At 64.4% G+C, this 17,103-nt stretch carries 16 protein-coding genes; 6 read left to right on the plus strand and 10 right to left on the minus strand.

Going from position 1 to position 17,103, the window contains the following annotated elements; translation table 11 throughout:
- The first annotated feature begins 157 nt into the window (after nt 1–157).
- Genes HRQ64_RS15815 through HRQ64_RS15830 form a run of 4 tightly spaced genes read left to right on the plus strand, consistent with a single transcriptional unit; the run spans nt 158 to nt 2,829 of the window.
- A complete protein-coding gene (locus HRQ64_RS15815; RefSeq protein ID WP_172124190.1) occupies nt 158–1,879 on the plus strand; it encodes a long-chain fatty acid--CoA ligase in 1,722 nt (573 codons plus the stop codon).
- Nucleotides 1,876–2,265 carry a MerR family transcriptional regulator gene (locus HRQ64_RS15820; RefSeq protein WP_172124192.1) on the plus strand — a complete coding sequence of 130 codons (390 nt, stop codon included), beginning with the start codon at nt 1,876–1,878 and terminating at the stop codon, nt 2,263–2,265. The genes HRQ64_RS15815 and HRQ64_RS15820 overlap by 4 nt, the downstream gene beginning before the upstream one ends.
- Before the next feature lie 49 nt (nt 2,266–2,314).
- Nucleotides 2,315–2,569: a type II toxin-antitoxin system Phd/YefM family antitoxin gene (locus HRQ64_RS15825; RefSeq protein ID WP_172124194.1), complete on the plus strand. Its 255-nt coding sequence runs from the start codon at nt 2,315–2,317 to the stop codon at nt 2,567–2,569.
- Nucleotides 2,566–2,829 (plus strand): Txe/YoeB family addiction module toxin, encoded by a 264-nt coding sequence (locus tag HRQ64_RS15830; protein ID WP_172124196.1) that lies wholly within the window; start codon nt 2,566–2,568, stop codon nt 2,827–2,829. Before HRQ64_RS15825 ends, HRQ64_RS15830 begins: the two co-directional genes overlap by 4 nt.
- 13 nt (nt 2,830–2,842) lie before the next feature.
- Here the strand turns inward: HRQ64_RS15830 and HRQ64_RS15835 are convergent, their stop codons facing one another.
- The 7 genes from HRQ64_RS15835 to HRQ64_RS15865 form a co-directional block, all read right to left on the minus strand.
- Complete coding sequence (locus HRQ64_RS15835) at nt 2,843–3,139, minus strand: UvrB/UvrC motif-containing protein (RefSeq protein ID WP_127754020.1); 297 nt, start codon at nt 3,137–3,139, stop codon at nt 2,843–2,845.
- An 86-nt stretch (nt 3,140–3,225) separates the two neighbouring features.
- On the minus strand, nt 3,226–4,803 hold the full coding sequence (locus HRQ64_RS15840; protein ID WP_172124198.1) for a cisplatin damage response ATP-dependent DNA ligase: 1,578 nt from the start codon (nt 4,801–4,803) through the stop codon (nt 3,226–3,228).
- Nucleotides 4,800–5,801, minus strand: a complete 1,002-nt coding sequence (locus HRQ64_RS15845; protein WP_172124200.1) for a ligase-associated DNA damage response exonuclease — start codon at nt 5,799–5,801, stop codon at nt 4,800–4,802. The genes HRQ64_RS15840 and HRQ64_RS15845 overlap by 4 nt, the downstream gene beginning before the upstream one ends.
- A gap of 33 nt (nt 5,802–5,834) precedes the next feature.
- Entirely contained in the window at nt 5,835–6,536 is a 702-nt protein-coding gene (locus HRQ64_RS15850; RefSeq protein WP_172124202.1) for an exopolysaccharide biosynthesis protein, read from the minus strand.
- A gap of 35 nt (nt 6,537–6,571) precedes the next feature.
- Nucleotides 6,572–9,481 (minus strand): insulinase family protein, encoded by a 2,910-nt coding sequence (locus HRQ64_RS15855; RefSeq protein ID WP_172124204.1) that lies wholly within the window; start codon nt 9,479–9,481, stop codon nt 6,572–6,574.
- Between the two features lie 149 nt (nt 9,482–9,630).
- A complete protein-coding gene (locus HRQ64_RS15860; protein ID WP_172124206.1) occupies nt 9,631–10,605 on the minus strand; it encodes an aldo/keto reductase in 975 nt (324 codons plus the stop codon).
- 97 nt (nt 10,606–10,702) lie between these two features.
- Nucleotides 10,703–11,383 (minus strand): GntR family transcriptional regulator, encoded by a 681-nt coding sequence (locus HRQ64_RS15865; RefSeq protein WP_172124208.1) that lies wholly within the window; start codon nt 11,381–11,383, stop codon nt 10,703–10,705.
- A 175-nt stretch (nt 11,384–11,558) separates the two neighbouring features.
- Here HRQ64_RS15865 and HRQ64_RS15870 point away from each other — a divergent pair, with 175 nt between their 5' ends.
- Both HRQ64_RS15870 and HRQ64_RS15875 read left to right on the plus strand, forming a co-directional pair.
- Nucleotides 11,559–12,839 (plus strand): Gfo/Idh/MocA family oxidoreductase, encoded by a 1,281-nt coding sequence (locus HRQ64_RS15870; RefSeq protein WP_172124210.1) that lies wholly within the window; start codon nt 11,559–11,561, stop codon nt 12,837–12,839.
- Between the two features lie 132 nt (nt 12,840–12,971).
- Complete coding sequence (locus HRQ64_RS15875; protein WP_172124212.1) at nt 12,972–14,486, plus strand: ATP-binding protein; 1,515 nt, start codon at nt 12,972–12,974, stop codon at nt 14,484–14,486.
- Nucleotides 14,487–14,659: 173 nt separating this feature from the next.
- On the opposite strand, the gene HRQ64_RS15880 is transcribed toward HRQ64_RS15875, so the two are convergent.
- The 3 genes from HRQ64_RS15880 to HRQ64_RS15890 form a co-directional block, all read right to left on the minus strand.
- Complete coding sequence (locus HRQ64_RS15880) at nt 14,660–15,532, minus strand: aldose 1-epimerase family protein (RefSeq protein WP_172124214.1); 873 nt, start codon at nt 15,530–15,532, stop codon at nt 14,660–14,662.
- 12 nt (nt 15,533–15,544) lie between these two features.
- A complete protein-coding gene (locus HRQ64_RS15885; RefSeq protein ID WP_172124216.1) occupies nt 15,545–16,492 on the minus strand; it encodes a DUF72 domain-containing protein in 948 nt (315 codons plus the stop codon).
- A gap of 139 nt (nt 16,493–16,631) precedes the next feature.
- Entirely contained in the window at nt 16,632–17,000 is a 369-nt protein-coding gene (locus tag HRQ64_RS15890; RefSeq protein ID WP_172124218.1) for a DoxX family protein, read from the minus strand.
- Nucleotides 17,001–17,103 lie beyond the last annotated feature (103 nt).

Raw genomic sequence — 17,103 nt, forward strand, 5'->3', positions numbered from 1 at the left:
TGCGTAGAGCGCCAGCGCTGCAGCCTTCAAAAACCCGGGCAATTGTTTGACGCTAACGTAAACCCATGGGATAAACTGCCGGCAAACAGGCGCCCCGAAAGGGCGCGCCTACCCGCAAGCGGGCACGCACCCGCGGGACGGCAGGAGGAGAACAGCAATGGATATGGTCAATCCCGAGCCGGGACCGCTTCGCCCCTGGATTGCCAATTATCCCGAGGGCATCCGCTGGGATATCACCATCGATACGCGCCCCGTCCATGAACAGGTGCTGGCCGGCTGCGCCAAGAACCCCTCGGCCGTCGCGCTCGATTTCCTCGGGGGCACCACCAGTTTCGGCGAACTGGCCAAAAGCATCATCGCTCTGGCCGGCGCGCTGCAGCACCAGTTCGGCATTGGCAAGGGCAGCCGCGTCGCGCTGATGCTGCCCAACACGCCCTTTTATCCCATCGCCTATTACGCCGTGCTGCGCGCCGGCGGCACCGTGGTCAACTGCAACCCGCTTTATACCGTCCCCGAGCTCAGCCACATCATGGCCAATGCGGGCGCCGAGCTGATGATCACGCTCGATCTCAAGCAGATCTTTGACAAGGCCGAGGCCCTCGCCGCATCGGGCCACGTCAAATCGCTGGTCGTCTGCCACTTCCCCGAAGCGCTGCCCCTCGCCAAGCGCGTCCTCTATTCGGTCGCGAAGCGCAAGGACCTTGCCGACCTCAAGCGCTCCCCCGCGCGCGATCGCATCACCACGCTCAACAAGCTGCTCGCCCGCCGCGAAACCCCGGACGCCGTGGTCATTGACCCAGAGCGCGACATCGCCGTCCAGCAATATACCGGCGGCACCACCGGCCTGCCCAAGGGCGCACTCCTGACCCATGCCAATATCTCGGCCAATATGAGCCAGATCGACAAATGGGGCTGCGAGCTCTTCTACCCGCCCTCCAAGGTCGTGGCCGTCCTGCCCTTTTTCCACATCTTCGCCATGACGGCCTGCATGAACGTGCCCCTGTGCAACGGCACCCCCGTCATCATGCTGCCCCGCTTCGAGCTAAAGGCGCTGCTGGACCTCTTCACCCGCACCAAGGCCAATGTCCTGCCCGCGGTACCGACGCTGCTGGCGGCCCTCGGGCGCTCCTCCGCCGTCAAGCCCGAACAGCTGGCAAGCCTGCAGGTCGCCATTTCCGGCGGCGCCCCGCTCAGCAACGAAGTGCGCGCGCAATTTTCCACCAAGTCCAAGGCCCTCCTGGCCGAAGGCTACGGCCTCACAGAGGCCTCCCCCGTCGTGTGCTGCGCCGCGCTGCGCGTTCCCTCCAAGCCCATGAGCATCGGCATGCCGCTGCCCGCCACCGATATCCGCTTTGTCGATGTCGATAGCGGCGAGGTCGTGGGCATCGGGGTCGATGGTGAATTGCAGGTCAAGGGCCCCCAGGTCATGGTCGGCTACTACAATGACCCCGAAGCGGACGCGCAGGCCTTCAGCGATGGCTGGCTGCGCACCGGCGATGTCGGCCATATCGATGAAGACGGCTATGTGTTCCTTGTGGACCGCATCAAGGACCTCATCATCTGCTCGGGCTTCAATGTGTATCCGCGCGTCATCGAGGAAGCCCTGCTCACTCATCCCGCGGTCGAGGAAACCAGCGTCATCGGCGCCCCCGACCCCTATCGCGGCGAAGCGCCCGTCGCCTTCGTCAAGCTCCAGTCCGGCCAAACCGCGACCGAAGCCGAGCTCAAGCACTTCCTCACCGATAGGCTCAACAAGATCGAGCTGCCGCGCGAGATCATCTTCAAGGATGAATTGCCCAAGACCCTGATCGGCAAGCTTTCCAAGAAGGAGCTGCGCGCCGAATACGCCAAAAGCCATCCGGGGTCGGCGAGCAAATGAACCGCGCCGAACCGGAAAACCGCGATCTCTTCGCCATCGCCGATCTGGCGCGCGAATTCGGCATTTCAACGCGCGCCATCCGCTTCTACGAAGCCAAGGGCCTGCTCGCGCCCGAACGCGTGGGCGCTGCCCGCATCTTCCGCCGTCGCGACCGGGCCCGCCTGATCCTGATCCTGCGCGGCAAGCGCCTCGGCTTTTCCCTGCGCGATATCTCCGACTATCTCAGCCTCTACGACGCCGACCGCAACGAGCAGCTCCACCTGCTCGCCGGCAAGGTCGAGCAACGCCTCGGCTCCCTCGAACAACAACGCGCCGACCTCGAACTCACCATCGCCGAACTGCGTGAAATCAAGCAACTAGCCGAGGAGCGGCTGCACAAGCGCTGAGTTGAATTTTTGTACGTAAGTGCGTACATTAATGGCAAGGAGAAGCCCCATGCGCACCAAATCCATTTCCGACTTCCGCAAAAACATCGCCGCTGACATCGATGCAGTGGTAACCGACCTCGAGCCCTTGATCGTCACCCGCAACGGCGGCAAGCCGCCGGTCGTGGTCATGTCACTGGAGGAATTTGAATCCTGGAAGGAAACTATTCACCTTTCCAGCACCCAGGCTAATGCCGATCGGCTGGCCCAGGGGAATGCCGATTTCGAAGCGGGCCGCGGCATCAGTGCCGACTGGCCTGAATGAGGCTCCTCTTCACCGAGCCTGGTTGGGATGACTATCAGTATTGGCAGGCCAATGATCCAGATACGCTGGCCAAGGTCAACGAGCTGATCAAAGATTGCCGCCGCTCGCCATTTTCAGGCATCGGCAAACCCGAGCCCCTAAAGGGCAACTACAAGGGCTGGTGGTCACGCCGCGTCACCCAGGAGCACCGGCTGGTCTACCGCGTCGAGGCCGCCGTCTTGTGGATCAACCAGTGCCGCATCCACTACGACCGGCGCTGACGATCTGGCGCCGCTAACTCCCGCCCCGCGGCTTGACGTTCTTGGTCAAGAGATCCGGCTTTTTCGGCTTCACCCAGCCTTTGGGTGGCTGGCGCACCGGCACATGCGTCCCGAGGCCCATCGCGCCTGGCGGCGGCTGGCCCACGGTCACCGTGCCCTCGCCCTCCTCGCCCGGAGCACCACCCTCTCCCTTGAGCCGGGCAATCTCATTGCGCAGCCGAGCGGCTTCCTCGAAGTCCATCGCTTCCGCTGCCGCCTGCATCTGCGCTTCCAGCGCCAACAGCCGCTGGTGATTGGATCGTGATGACATGTTTTTCCGCCCTTTTCTGCCACGCACTGCTGTCACCCCGGCCTTGAGCCGGGGTCCATCCTGAGATGCCAGCATTATACAACCGCTCAAGTAGCCTCGATAAACACCGCCATATCTTCCAGTGTCGCCGCTTCGTTCGCCGGCTTGTCCCAGCGAATGCGGTTGATGCGCGGAAACCGCAGCGCCACCCCCGATTTGTGCCGCGTCGATTCCTGCGCCGAGTCGAATGCCACCTCGAACACCAGCTCCTTGCGCACCTCGCGCACTGGCCCGAAGCTTTGCAGCGTATTGGTGCGGATCCACTTGTCGAGCTGCTTGAGTTCCTCGTCGGTGAACCCGAAATAGGCCTTGCCGATCGGCACGATCTCGTTGCCCTTCCACACGCCGAATGTGTAGTCCGAATAAAAGGAGCTTCGCTTGCCGTGCCCGCGCTGGGCGTACATCAGAATGGCATCGACCACATTGGGATCGCGCTTCCACTTGAACCAATAGCCCTTGGGCCGCCCCGGCAGATAAGGCGAGGTCCTGAGCTTGAGCATCACGCCTTCATGCCCGTGCTGGTCCGCCCCCTCGCGCCGTTGCTGCGCCAGGTCGTCCCAGTCGGTGAACGGCAGCACCGGCGACAGATCCAGCCGCGTTTGCGGATTAGCCTCGAGCCACCGCTCCAGCCGTAGCCGCCGCTCGGTCCAGGGCAGCGCCCTGATGTCCTCACGTCCATCGAACAACATGTCATAGACGCGGATAAAGGCCGGGGACTCCTTGAGATGCTTGGCGCTCGCCACTTTCTTGTTGAGCCGCTGCTGCAAGTCGTTGAACGAGCCCGCCTCGAAATCGCGCCCCACCAGCAATTCCCCGTCCAGCACCGCCTGCCCGTTCACATTCTCCACAATGTCGGGAAAGGCGGCGGCAATATCGTCGCCCGTGCGCGAAAACAGCGATGCCGTGCCCGGTCCCAGCACCAGTTGCACCCGGATGCCGTCCCACTTCCACTCCGCCGAAAAATCCTCGGGCTTGAAGCGGGTCAGATCCTTTTCCTCATCGATCGGATTGCTCAGCATCAGCGGATGGAACCGCGCGGCATGATCGATATCGGGGCGCTCGGCCTCCCCGCTCAACCAGGCAAAGAGTTCGGTATAGGGCACCTGCAATCCATGCCAAACCTCCTCGATTTCCTGCAGCGGCACCCCGCTCATTTCGGCAAGCGCCGTTTTGGCCAGCCGCGCTGAAACGCCGATCCGCAACGCGCCCGTCGCCAGCTTCACCACCGCCCAGCGCTCATTGATCCCCGCCCGCGTCAGCAGCGCCGCGATGAGCTTGGGCAATTCGCTTTTGGAAGTGGTGTTGAAGAGCTCGATGAGGTCGGTCAGCGACGGCAACTCGCCCTCGCCGCCATGATGGGGCCAGATCAGCGCGATGGTTTCCCCCAGATCCCCGACATAATCGTAGCTCATGGCGAACAGCACGGGATCGACTTCGCGCAGCACGATGTCCTTGAGCAGCGCCGGCTTCACATTGCGGAAGGTCAGCGCCCCGGTCAGCACCGCCAGCGCAAAGCCGCGGTCGGGGTCGGGCGTTTCGCGGAAATACTGCGTCAGAGCCTCGATCTTGCGATTGCGCGAGGGCGTCAGCGCCAGCAGTTCCAGCAATTGGGCAAAGCGTTTCATTCCTCGCCCTCCCCGCCATCATCCTCAAAGCCCTGGATGTTGAGCGGCTCGGCCTCCAGCCCCTGCTGGCGGCACCAATACACCAGCGCATCCTCGCGACCATGCGTCACCCACACGGTCTGCGCTTCGGTCTCGTGGATGGTTTGCCCCAGCTCGCCCCAGTCGCAATGGTCCGAAATCACCAGCGGCAATTCCACCAGCGCCTGACGCGCCCGCTGCTTGACGCTCATCCACCCCGACGCCTGGCAGGTCACAGGATCGGGAAAGCGCCGGCTCCAGCGGTCGCGAATGGCCGAAGGCGGCGCAATCACGATCGCGCCGGCCAGCTCCGCCTTGGCCACACCCGTCGCCGGGCGCAGATCCCCCAGCGGCACGCCGAGCTCTTCATACAGCGCACAAAGCCGGATCATCGCCCCATGCAGATAGATGGGCGCCTCATAGCCGGCATCACGCAACAACCCAATCACCCGCTGCGCCTTGCCCAAGGCATAGCAGCCGATCAGATGCGCCCGTTCGGGGTTCTTGCGCACCGAATTGAGCAGCCGCTCGATCTCCGTCTGCGGCTTGGGATGCTGGAACACCGGCAGCCCGAAGGTCGCTTCGGTGACCAACAGGTCGCACTGCACCAGCTCATAGGGCTGCGCCGTGCGGTCGGCGAGCCGCTTGTAATCCCCCGTCACCACCACCCGCTGCCCATCCTGCTCGATCAGCACCTGCGCGCTCCCCAGGATATGCCCGGCCGGGTAAAAGGTGATCCTTGTATCGTCGATCGCCAGGGGCTCGCCGAACGGCAGCGCCTGGAACTGATCCGCGCAATCCTCGCCATAGCGCACCTTCATGATGGCGATCGTGTCGGGCGTCGCCAGCACCGCGCCATGCCCGGCCCGCGCATGGTCGGCATGGCCATGGGTGATGATCGCCCGCGCCTTGGGCGTGGACGGATCGATAAAGGCATCGATGGCCCGGAGATGGAGGTTTTTGTCGAGGATCTGCGGCATGGTAGCTGCCTAACGCCCCAACCCTTCCGAGGTTCAGGGCGTCTCGGAGGTGTCTCCCCCCGGCAGCAGCGGATCGAGGATCTCGAGCGGTGTGCCTTCGAGCGGCGGCACCAGATCGGGCACGTCCACCCCGAACACCAGCCCGATCGCCTGCGGCGCCAGCCACAGCCCCAGCGCCACCAGCACGGCAAGGCACCCCCACCAGACCAGCGTCAGCAAACCGTCGCGCGCCGACAGCGCCAGCGCAAAGATGGCGATCACCGAAGCGGCGATGGTCGAGGACAGCGGAATAAACTCCAGCAGCGGCATGATCGCGCCCATCAGCACGCACACCCCTGCCCCTAGTCGCCGGGCCCAGGTGCCGGTCAACACCAGCCAGCGCCGCCGCACTACGCCGTCCGCCATCCGGCTCACGGGATATAAAAAGCTCAGCAGCTTGCCCACATGCTTGGGCGCCAGCGACCGCCGCGCCAACCATCCCGGCAGCCAGATCCGGTTGCGCCCCAGCATCAGCTGCCCCGCGACCAGCACTGTGTTGAGCCCTGCCAACGAGGGCACGCCCGGAAGGATGCTGAGCGGCGAGACCACGATCAGCGCCGGCAGCAGCAGCATCGGCCCCGCCGCCTGCGCTCCCGCGACATTGCGCAAGGTGCCGATCGACACCGCTTCACCGGCGGCGGCCCGCGCTTCCACCTTGCGCACCAGCCGCTCCAGCGAGCCTTCAGCCTGCGACATGCAGCATTCCCTTTCCCGGCGCCGAGCGCGGTCCTCTAGAGGACCTTGCTCACGTCGAGCAGTCCCGGCCGCTGGGCATTGGCGGCAGTGATAGCGGCTTCCCCGCCCAGCACCACCACATGCCCATGGCTCGCCACCGCCGCAACGGCTTCCGCCAGTTCAGCGAAATCCTTGCTGCTGGCATTGAGCACTTCGTCGCGCCGCTGCTGGCGGATCGCATCGGTCGTGCCGGTCAGCTGCCGCCACATCGAGCCATAGCCCTTGGCATCGGGGAACTGGTAACCGTCCATATCCCCGATCACCCCGATGATGGAACGCGTCAAATCGTTCTCGCCCACCCCAGCCGCCAGCGCCTTGGCCGCGCCGTCATAGACATCGACCGTCTTGAGCAGATTGGGATCGCGATAGCTCAAAAACGAGAAATTGCCCGAGGTCAGGTCGAACCGGCTCGAGCCGCCATAAGCGCCGCCCTGCACCCGCACCTTGTCCCAGAGATAGGTGGTGTTGAGATATTTGAGCGCCACGCTCGCGGCGGCCGAAACCTCGAACCCCAAGGCCTTGAGGTTGGCGCCCTTGCCGACATAATTGACCTGCGCCGGGATCACGAGCCCTTCCGAGCGCGCCGCCAGCGGCCCCGGCCATTGCTGTAGTGGCTGTTCCACCGCCGGCAGCCGTTCGGTGAACGCGCCGATCTCGCCCCGCGCCTGGTTCCACAAAGCGCCGTCAGTGGTCACATTGACCACCATATGTTGGCGGTTAAACAGCGTGTCGCGGATCGTTTCGAGCACCTGCTGCACCCCCGCCCAGTCGCTGTCGATCCGCCCGACAAGTTGGCGCAGGAACTGCAGATAGCTGATCCCGCCCATGCGCTCGGACAGGGCGCCCGCCTGTGTTAGGCCGGCCTTGAGCCTCGTGTCGACAATGGCATTGCCGCTCGGCACCAGCCGCGCTTCAAACCCCGCCTTTTCCTCGAGCGCCATCTGCCGGAACCGCTCGCGGTTATCCAGCCGCGCATCGAGCAGCACATCGCCCATGATGGCGAACATTTCCTCGACCTTGTCGGCCACCGCCTTGCCCGAAAGGAAGAACCACGCCGCCGTCTCGGCGCTGCCCTGCATCGCCGAAAGCCCGCGATGCTGGTTTATCCCGCCCGTGCTGCGCCCGATGCGCTGCGTCAGCGCCACGAAATCTTCCTTGCTCGTCCCGGTCTGCAGCAGCGCCCGCCCAAACAGCGGCAAATAGGGCAGCAACTCGTCGGGCAATACATGCAGGTCGAACCCCAGATCGAGATACACGATCCCGAGCGTCGGCAGGTCATGGTAGAACAGCCGCGCGCCCCCGATTTCGCCGGTTTCCACCGGCACCTTGCGGATCTCGCGATCGAGGTCACCCAGCGTCAGGGTGGGGATCTTGGCGAGATCAGCCGGATCATCGGCGGTTTCCTGCAGGCGCTTGAGCTTTTCGGTTTCGCTGATCGTGGCCGCGATAGCCGCCTCATCCATGCCGGCGCGCACCTGGGCGAGCTTGTCGGCTTCCGCCGCCGCCTCGCGCGCCCCCTGCTCCGGATCAGCCTCGAGCGTCACCGTGGTGCGGTGAGTATTGTCGAGGAACAGCCGGCGGATTTCGCCTTCAAAATGGCCGCCTTGCGCCTTGTCCTTGAGCGCCGCCAATGCCGTCTCGAAATGCAGCGGCGCCAGCGGATCCCCGCCATGCAGCCAGGTCGCAAGCGCGGTGAACATATAGGTCATCCCGCGCGGATAAGAGCCCGTATTGTTTTCGCGCAGCGAGAACTCGAAAGTATTAATCGCCGCCTCGAGCTGCTCGCTCGGAAAGCCGCGCTCGGCGATTTCGGCCAGCGTATCGAGGATCAGCGTTTCGACCTTGGGCGCGTTGGTGGGGTCGATCCCCTTCATGCCAAAGCTCGCCATGGGCTGGCGCAGCCCCGAGCCGATCCCGCCGCCCGTCATGCCCTCGCCCAAACCCGATTCGGTCAGCGCCTTGCGCAGCGGCGCCGCCGGATTGCCCGCCAGCAGATAGCTCAGCAGCCCATGCGACAGCGCTTCCTCGCGATCAGCGGGGGGATCGATCATCCAGTTGACCGAGATCATCCCATCGCGCGGTTTGTCGGCGTCCTTGGTGCCGGCATAGGTGCCATGGAGCTGGCGCGGCGCGTTAAAGCGCGGCTGCAGCCCAACTTCCGCATCGACCTCCGCCCGCTCGAACTGCGAGAAATAGGCGTCGAGAATATCGAGCCGCTGCGCCGGATCGTCATCGCCCGAAAAGAACGCCCGCGTATTGGAGGGATGGTAGAACTTCTCGTGGAAGCGCTTGAACTGCTCGAAGGTCAGGTCGGGAATGGCCTTGGGATCGCCGCCCGAAGACTTGCCATAGGTCACATCGGGGTAAAGCGAGCGCTGCGACAGGTCGCGCATCACCGCATCGGGGGAGGAAAACACCCCCTTCATCTCGTTGAACACCACGCCCTTATAGACCAGCGGCGCCTTGGCATCCTCGAGCTCGTAATGCCAGCCCTCCTGGTGGAAGGTGTCTTCGGTCAGGAGCGGGAAAAACACCGCATCGAGATACACATCCACAAGGTTGTAGAAGTCCTTGAGGTTTTGGCTCGCCACCGGATACGCCGTTTTGTCCGGGAAGGTCATGGCGTTGAGGAAAGTGTTGAGCGATCCCTTGATCAGCTCCACGAAGGGCTTTTTGACCGGATATTTCCGGCTCCCGCACAGCACCGAATGCTCGAGGATATGCGCGATCCCGGTGGAATCGGTGGGCGGCGTCTTGAAGGTGACGCCGAACACCTTGTTCTCATCGCTGTTGACGAGGCTCAGAACCTCCGCCCCGGTCTTTTTGTGGCGATACAACAGCGCTTGGGAATCTACGTCAGCGATGCGTTCGTCGCGGACCAGTTCAAAGGCGGGATGGGAAAACATGACTACTCGACTGCCTGACAATTGCCCCCAAGGTAAGCAGCCCAAGCCTGATCCGCTAGAGGCAAGCCCTCCCTCCCCCTTGAGGGGAGGGATCGAGGGTGGGGGTTCGGGCGGTTCAACCTACTCGCAACTTGCGAGCTTCGCCCCCGCTAAACCCCACCGCGAATGGCGGGCTTCACGTCCTTTTCATACCATTCCTTGAGCCGCGTATTGAGCGCTGGGAACAGGCTCCGCTGCTCGCTGGCAGCCACATTATCGGCCAGCTGCTCGGGCTTGCTCACCCCCGCAATGATCGTCGAAACCTGCGGATGATCGAGGATCCAGCGCAGCGCAAACTGACTCAGCGGCATGCTTTCGGGCGCGAGGCCCTTGAGCTCCTGCACCAGTTCCAGCCCCCGCTCATAGGGGATGCCCGAAAAGGTCTCGCCCACCGAAAAGGCTTCCCCGTCCCGGTTGAAGTTGCGGTGGTCGGTCGCCTCGAACTGCGTATCCCGGCCGAACTTGCCCGACAGCAACCCGCTCGCCAGCGGCAGGCGCACGATGATGCCGACATCGCGCTCCGCCGCCTTGGGCAGCAACTCGTCCGCCGCATCCTGGCGCAGCACATTGAAAATAATCTGCAGCGTCGCGAGCCCCGGCTGTTCGAGGCACAACAGCCCTTCCTCGATGGTCTCGACGCTCGCGCCCCAGCGGCGCACCAGCCCTTCGGCCTGCAACCGGTCCATCCAGCCAAAGATCGAGCCCTCGCGCAACACCGCGGTGGGCACGCAATGCAGCTGCGCCAGGTCCAGTGTCGCTACGCCCAGCCGCCGCGCCGAACCCTCAAGGCTCGCCCGCACGCCCTCGAAACTATAATTGTTGGGGAACATGCCGCCCCCGCGCCCGAGCTTGGTGGCCACCCGCACCTGCGGGTTCTTGGCGTGCGCCCCGATCCGGCTTTCGCTGAGGCCCCCGCCATAAACATCGGCCGTGTCCCAGAAATTGACGCCAGCCGCATCGGCCGCATCCAGAATGGCATTGGCGGTTTCGTCGCCCACCGGCCCGAACCCGCCACCCAATTGCCAGCAGCCTAGGCCGATCTCGGAAACCTGGTACCCCGTCTTGCCCAATCGCCGCTGTTTCATCGCCACTCTCCCCGTGCCTTGACCCGGCTTAACCCGCTTGGGGAAAGCGAGCAACCGCCGTGCCGGTTCCGCCGCCTTGGTAATGAGCCCCGTCGGCTTAGCCTTCGTCAAAATACTCAGGAAAATCGGCAATGGTCTGGGCCAGCAGCACTTCGGCCCGGGCCAGATGCGCCCGCATCGCCGCTTCGGCCGCCACCGGATCGGCGGCCGCCACCGCATCCACGATCTGCCGATGCTCGGCAATGGCCCGCTGGCTCGAGGACACGCCCAGCGTCAGATAGCGCACCCGGTCGAGCTGCATCTTGTGATCGTCGATCAGCTGCCAAGCATATTCCACCCCCGCCAGCCGCGCGAGCACGCGGTGAAACAACTCATCGAGCTCATGGAAGCGCCGGTGATCATCTGCCACCGAAGCCTGCTCCTGCTCGGCCAATAGCGCCTCGAGCTCGGCGCGAACGCCGGGGGCCGGCTGCGCGGCGAGGCGCCGCACGATCTCGACTTCGATCGATTCGCGGATGAACCGGGATTGCCGCACACCGACCGGCGAGATCTTCTTGACCACTGTCGCCCGCTTGGGCCGGATCAGCAGCAGCCCCAGCTGCGCCAGCCGGATAAAGGCTTCGCGCACTGGCTGGCGCGACACGCCATATTTGGCCGCGATATCGCTTTCCGAAATCACATCGCCCGGCTTGAGGGCCATGGTGATGATGTCGTCGCGCAAAGCCCGCACGACGCGCAGCGCCATGGTTTCTTCGCCGTTCTGGGTCACATCAGCCACCACTTGCTTTGCTCAACTCCGGGCCGGATCGCATGCACACCAGCGCCGAGCCTGCCTGCCCGGGCTTTCCCAGTGCATATCGCGCGACGCATCATAAAAGAAGTAGTGCCACAGCCCAATCTTGTATGGTAGATGCGAAAGCAGCCTCGTTACCTCAAGACCGGAGTTTTCCCCTATGGCCAAGACTTACGCGCTGGTGGGCACCGGCGGTCGTGCCCGCATGTTTTATGAAGCGATCTTCGGGCCCCATCGCGAGCATTCCCGCCTGCTGGCGCTCTGCGACACCAATCAGGTGCGCATGGATTTCACCAACCGCGTGATCGAAACCGAGTTGGGCGGCCAGGCCGTGCCCACCTTCAAGGCCAGCGATTTCGGCGCCATGCTCCAGGAGCACCAGCCCGATACGGTGATCGTCACCTCCATTGATCGCACCCACCACCACTACATCATCGCGGCGCTGGAAGCCGGTTGCGACGTCATCACCGAAAAGCCGATGACCACCGACCCCGAAAAGTGCCAGGCCATCCTCGACGCCGTGGAGCGCACCGGCAAGCAGGTCCGCGTCACCTTCAACTACCGCTACGCCCCGCATAATTCCGCCCTGCGCGAACTGATCGCCGAGGGCGCCATCGGCACCCCGACCTCGGTGCATTTCGAGTGGCTGCTCGATACCCGCCACGGCGCCGATTACTTCCGGCGCTGGCACCGCGACAAGCGCAATTCGGGGGGCCTCATGGTGCACAAATCCACCCACCATTTCGACCTCGTCAATTTCTGGCTGGGCTCGCAACCCGATACCGTCTTTGGCATGGGCGACCTCAAATTCTATGGTCGCGCCAATGCCGAAGAGCGCGGCATCTTCACCCCCTATACCCGCACCACCGGCGTGGAAGCCGCCAGGAACGACCCCTTCGCCATTGATCTCACCAGCAACCCGACCCAGAAGGGCCTCTATTGGGACGCTGAAAAGGAAGATGGCTATCAGCGCGACCAGAACGTCTTTGGCGACGGGATTTCCATCGAGGACACGATGAATGTCATGGTCCGCTACCGCAACAAGGCGGTGATGACCTATTCGCTTTATGCCTACGCCCCCTGGGAGGGCTTCAACGTCGCCATCAACGGCACCGGCGGGCGCCTTGAGCTCACCGTGCACGAAACCTCCTACATCAATGCCGGCTCGACTTCCGACACTGAAGGGGCGGCGAAGGGCGTCACGCTCTACCACTTCCCCTTGGGCGGCGAAGCGCGCCAGGTGCCGGTCAAGCACGGTGAAGGCGGCCATGGCGGGGGCGACAAGATCATGCTCGAGGAAATCTTTGGCAATGCCACGCCCAAGCCCGGTTATGGCGCCAATCACCGCGACGGCGCCCTCTCCATCCTCACCGGCATTGCCGCCAACCAGTCCTTCGCCACCGGCCTGCCGGTCAAGGTCGACACCCTCGTGCGGCTCTGAGGCGACAAAGGAAACTGTGACTCAACGGCTCGGCCCGGCTTTCATCGCCGGGCCGATATGCTAGGGAAGCCCTTCGTCCCCCTATGCGCGAGTCCCGCCACCGGCACGAACCCGCGCCTACCCGGAGCAGGAATGAAGGTTCAGATCGACATGGGCGCCACTGGCGCCGGCGTTTCCAAGGGAAGTGCCTTGCTCGATCTCGAGGAACTCCTCGCCACGCGCCTCCTCGTCCAGGGCAATTCCGGCTCGGGCAAATCCCACCTCCTGCGTCGCCTGCTCGAGCAAAGCGCCCCCTGGGTGCAGCAATGCATCATCGATCCCGAGGGCGATTTCGTCACCCTTGCCGACAAGTTCGGCCATGTGGTGGTTGATGCCGCCCGCACCGAGGCCGAGCTCACCCGCATTGCCGGCCGCATCCGCCAGCACCGCGTATCGGTCGTGCTCAACCTCGAAGGCCTCGATGTCGAGCAGCAGATGCGCGCCGCTGCGGCTTTTCTCGGCGGCATGTTCGACGCCGATCGCGACCACTGGTATCCCGTTCTCGTCGTCGTCGACGAAGCGCAGCTCTTTGCCCCCGCCGTTGGCGGCGAAGTGTCCGACGAAGCGCGCAAGCTTTCGCTCGGCGCCATGACCAACCTCATGTGCCGCGGTCGCAAGCGCGGCCTCGCCGGCGTCATCGCCACCCAGCGCCTTGCCAAGCTGGCCAAGAACGTGGCGGCCGAGGCCTCCAATTTTCTCATGGGCCGCACCTTTCTCGACATCGACATGGCCCGCGCCGCCGATCTTTTGGGCATGGAAAAGCGCCAGGCCGAGCAGTTCCGCGACCTTGCCCGCGGCCATTTCATTGCCCTGGGCCCGGCCATTTCGCGCCGCCCGCTCCCCGTCGTTATCGGCACAGTGGAAACCTCGGCCCGCTCCACGAGCCCCAAGCTCACCCCCTTTGAAGCCCCGGTGGATGCAGCCGAGCTGATCTTCACCGCCGAGCCCGAGCTCGCCCGTCCCGTGGTGCGCCGCCCCGCGCCGCCACCGCCGCCCTCGACCAACGAACTGCTCGCCCAGGTCGCCCGCGCGCGCCCGGAAGCCGAGCCGACGCCGCAATCGCTGTTCCCCGAGATCGACGAGGCCGAGCGCGTTTCGCAGATCGATGCCATCATGGTCGAACTCTTGAGCGACCCAGATGCGGCCTTCCGCACCACGGCAGTGCTCTATCAGGATTTTCTCGTGCGCTGCCGCATCCGCCGCGTTCCTGGGGAGCCGCCCGAACTGCCCGTCTTCAAGCGCCGCCTCGCCGTCGCCCGCGTTGCGCCCGAAAAGGAACTGGCCGACAGCGATGGCTGGCAGGCCGCGCTCGCCATGTCGGAAACCCTCACGGATGACGTGCAGGGCGTCTTTCTGGTGCTGGCGCAAGCCGCCCTCGCGGGCGAACCCTGCCCTTCCGACGCCACTGTGGCGCGCCTTTATGGCACCCACTCCACCAGCCGCGCCCGACGCCTCCTTACCTGGTTCGAGGAGCGCGGCCTGCTCGTCGTGCGGCTCGATTTCCGCAACAACCGCGTCGTCGCCTTCCCCGACCTCAACTGCGAAACCGCCCCCGGCGACCCTAACGGCCCCGACGCCCTCATCGACGAACGCCCCGCCGCGGAATAATCTTTGTCCGGCAGTTCACCGGCCTTCGCGCCTCCCTCCCCCTTGAGGGGAGGGATCGAGGGTGGGGGTCCCTCAACACTGCACCGGCGGTGCCATGCACGCGATTGTCACCCCGGCCCTGAGCCGGGGCCCATCTCGAGATTTCGCCCCCGGCGCAAGCTCACCGGATGTGCCTACCCCAGAATCTCCACTGCAAACCCGAACCGCGCCAGCCCGCCCGGCTCCAGCACCAGCGTCAGCGGCCGCTCTTCGAGCGCCGGTCCCGCGCCCACCCGCGCCGCCATGCCGTGCCAAGGCTCGAGGCAGAGGAACGGCGCCTCCATCTTGGGTTTGCTCCACAAGGCAAAGGCCGGCAGATTGCTCCAGCTGAAGTGCAGCCCCTTGCCGCTTTCCGCCACGAACCGGATGCCGCTGCCCGCCCCTTGCGGAAACACCAGCGCATCCTCATCGAACAGCCCATGCTCCAGCACCAGTTCACCCAGCTTGAACGGCGACGGCAGCATGTCGGGGCCGAGCAGACCCCCTTCGAGCTTTACCCGCGCCGGCTCGGCCCCATTATCGAGCACGGCGCGATGCTCCTCGCCCGCGCAGCCCGGCAGCGGCCAGGCAAAAGCGGGGTGAAACCCGAGCCCAAACGGCATGGCCCGCCCGTCGGCATTGCGCACTTCCGCTTCCACCACGACCTTGCGCCCCTCGAGCCGGTAACTCACTGCCAGCACGAACTCGAACGGATACACCTCGTGCGTCACCTCTGACGCCCTGAGCTCGAAGCGGCAGTGATCCTCCCCCTGCTCAACCAGCGTGAAAATGCTCCGCCGCGCAAAACCGTGCTGGCTCATCGCGAACAACTGCCCCTCGATGCTCACCTGATCGCCAGGCGCCTTGCCGACAATGGGAAACAGCACTGGCGCCCGCCCATTCCAGAATTGCGGATCGCCATGCCACAGCCATTCCCCGCCATCCGCGGTGGTGATCGACTGCATTTCCGCCCCCATGGGCGCAAGGGCGACGCGCAGATCCGCATTGGCGATGGTGATCAGATCCATGGGGTTTGCCTTTCAGACTTGTGGAAGGGTTCGACGCGAACGGGCCGCTATGCGCACTGCCTTGGCCTCGGCGGCATTGGGCGGCGCCCATTCAACCCCGAGTCGCGCCATCAAGCCTAGCGCATCTCCGGGCGCCATCAGCTTGTCGGTGTTGTCGAAAAACAGGTAAACATCGCGCTTTACGCCATCCGCAGTCGGACCGGCGACGAAGTTCCCATCGGTCGGCTCCCCCACCGACCATCGCCGCACCCGCTCGGCCCAGCTGTCGAGCTGGGCGGGGGAATAGCCTGACTTATAGAGCTCCTCCGAGCCATGCAGTCGGCAATAAACAAAGTCCGCCGTCACATCCATCAGCAGCGGCCAGCTCACCGTGTCGGCGCAGACCAGCGCAATCTCGTAGCGCCGCAGCAGCTCGATAAACACCGGGTCGCAAAAGCTCTGATGCCGGATTTCCATGGCGTGCCGGATCGGTCGCACCACCCCGTCGCCGAAATGCGGCGGCGCCCGCAACCGCCCGTCATGCCGCCGCGCCAGTTCTGCCGCCTGCGCCGTGTCGCGCGGCAACAAGCGAAAAAACGCCTCGATCCGCTCCGGGTTGAAGGCAAACCGCTCGGGAAACTGCCACAGCACCGGCCCCAGCCGCTCCCCCAGTGCCAACGGCCCCGAAGCAAAAAAATTGGCCAGCGGCGGCTCGGGATTGGTGAGCTTGAGCATATGGGTCAGATAGCGCGGCCCCTTGAGCGCAAACACAAACCCTTCCGGAACCGCGTCGCGCCATTGCTCGAACGACTTGGGCGTCTGCATCCCATAAAAGGTGCCGTTGATCTCGAGCGCATTGAAATGAACCGCGGCAAAGGCCAGTTCGCGCTTTTGCGGCAGCCCTTCAGGATAGAAATTGCCGCGCCAGGGCGTGTAGGTCCACCCCGACAACCCAATCCTGATCTCCCCCCGCTCCACCAACCGCTGCCCCGTTCACACCTGCTCGCGTCTCAACGCCAGCACGCCAACGGACGTTGCAGGGCACTTTCTGCACCCTCCCCCTTGAGGGGAGGGCCGGGGTGGGGGTTCAGGCCCCTCCACCAACTGGATGTAGCTAGTCTCACGTCAACGGAAACACCCCCCTGATCCGCGGCTCGCGCAGCCACAGCGCCATCCAGGCGAACACCCCCAGATAGAGGCTAAACAGCGTATGGCTGAACAGCGGATTATCCACCCGCAGATTAGCCGCCAGCGCCGCCCCCAGCAGCCCGGTCAACAACACCGCCCCCAGCAACGAAGTGCGTGGGATCACAAACAGGACGGTGCACACCGCCTCGATCACCCCGATCAGCAGCAGATATTTAGGCGGCCATCCCACCGCCTGCAGCGGCTCCAGCGCCAGCGTCGAGCCCAGCAGTTTTGGCGCCACCGACGCACCCAGCATGAACAGCGCCAAGAGCCCCGTCATGATCCAGCCAGCAATAATCATTCTTCGTCCCCACAACCCCGGCAGCCTCACGCTGCCCCCTCCCTCTGACGCTCGCCAGCCGCCCTTGCCGACACGCCCCCATCTTTTCGCAGCGCTTGCCCCC

Origin of the sequence: Devosia sp. 919 (assembly GCF_013185965.1) — a bacterium.
Taxonomy (GTDB): domain Bacteria; phylum Pseudomonadota; class Alphaproteobacteria; order Rhizobiales; family Devosiaceae; genus Devosia.

Excerpts from the sequence above, each read along its gene's own strand:
- HRQ64_RS15830 (WP_172124196.1), top strand. The coding sequence starts at position 2,566 with ATGAGGCTCCTCTTCACCGAGCCTGGTTGGGATGACTATCAGTATTGG.
- HRQ64_RS15815 (WP_172124190.1), top strand. The coding sequence starts at position 158 with ATGGATATGGTCAATCCCGAGCCGGGACCGCTTCGCCCCTGGATTGCC.
- HRQ64_RS15835 (WP_127754020.1), bottom strand. The coding sequence starts at position 3,139 with ATGTCATCACGATCCAATCACCAGCGGCTGTTGGCGCTGGAAGCGCAG.
- HRQ64_RS15890 (WP_172124218.1), bottom strand. The coding sequence starts at position 17,000 with ATGATTATTGCTGGCTGGATCATGACGGGGCTCTTGGCGCTGTTCATG.
- HRQ64_RS15870 (WP_172124210.1), top strand. The coding sequence starts at position 11,559 with ATGGCCAAGACTTACGCGCTGGTGGGCACCGGCGGTCGTGCCCGCATG.
- HRQ64_RS15880 (WP_172124214.1), bottom strand. The coding sequence starts at position 15,532 with ATGGATCTGATCACCATCGCCAATGCGGATCTGCGCGTCGCCCTTGCG.
- HRQ64_RS15860 (WP_172124206.1), bottom strand. The coding sequence starts at position 10,605 with ATGAAACAGCGGCGATTGGGCAAGACGGGGTACCAGGTTTCCGAGATC.
- HRQ64_RS15825 (WP_172124194.1), top strand. The coding sequence starts at position 2,315 with ATGCGCACCAAATCCATTTCCGACTTCCGCAAAAACATCGCCGCTGAC.
- HRQ64_RS15850 (WP_172124202.1), bottom strand. The coding sequence starts at position 6,536 with ATGTCGCAGGCTGAAGGCTCGCTGGAGCGGCTGGTGCGCAAGGTGGAA.
- HRQ64_RS15820 (WP_172124192.1), top strand. The coding sequence starts at position 1,876 with ATGAACCGCGCCGAACCGGAAAACCGCGATCTCTTCGCCATCGCCGAT.
- HRQ64_RS15840 (WP_172124198.1), bottom strand. The coding sequence starts at position 4,803 with ATGAAACGCTTTGCCCAATTGCTGGAACTGCTGGCGCTGACGCCCTCG.
- HRQ64_RS15845 (WP_172124200.1), bottom strand. The coding sequence starts at position 5,801 with ATGCCGCAGATCCTCGACAAAAACCTCCATCTCCGGGCCATCGATGCC.
- HRQ64_RS15875 (WP_172124212.1), top strand. The coding sequence starts at position 12,972 with ATGAAGGTTCAGATCGACATGGGCGCCACTGGCGCCGGCGTTTCCAAG.
- HRQ64_RS15855 (WP_172124204.1), bottom strand. The coding sequence starts at position 9,481 with ATGTTTTCCCATCCCGCCTTTGAACTGGTCCGCGACGAACGCATCGCT.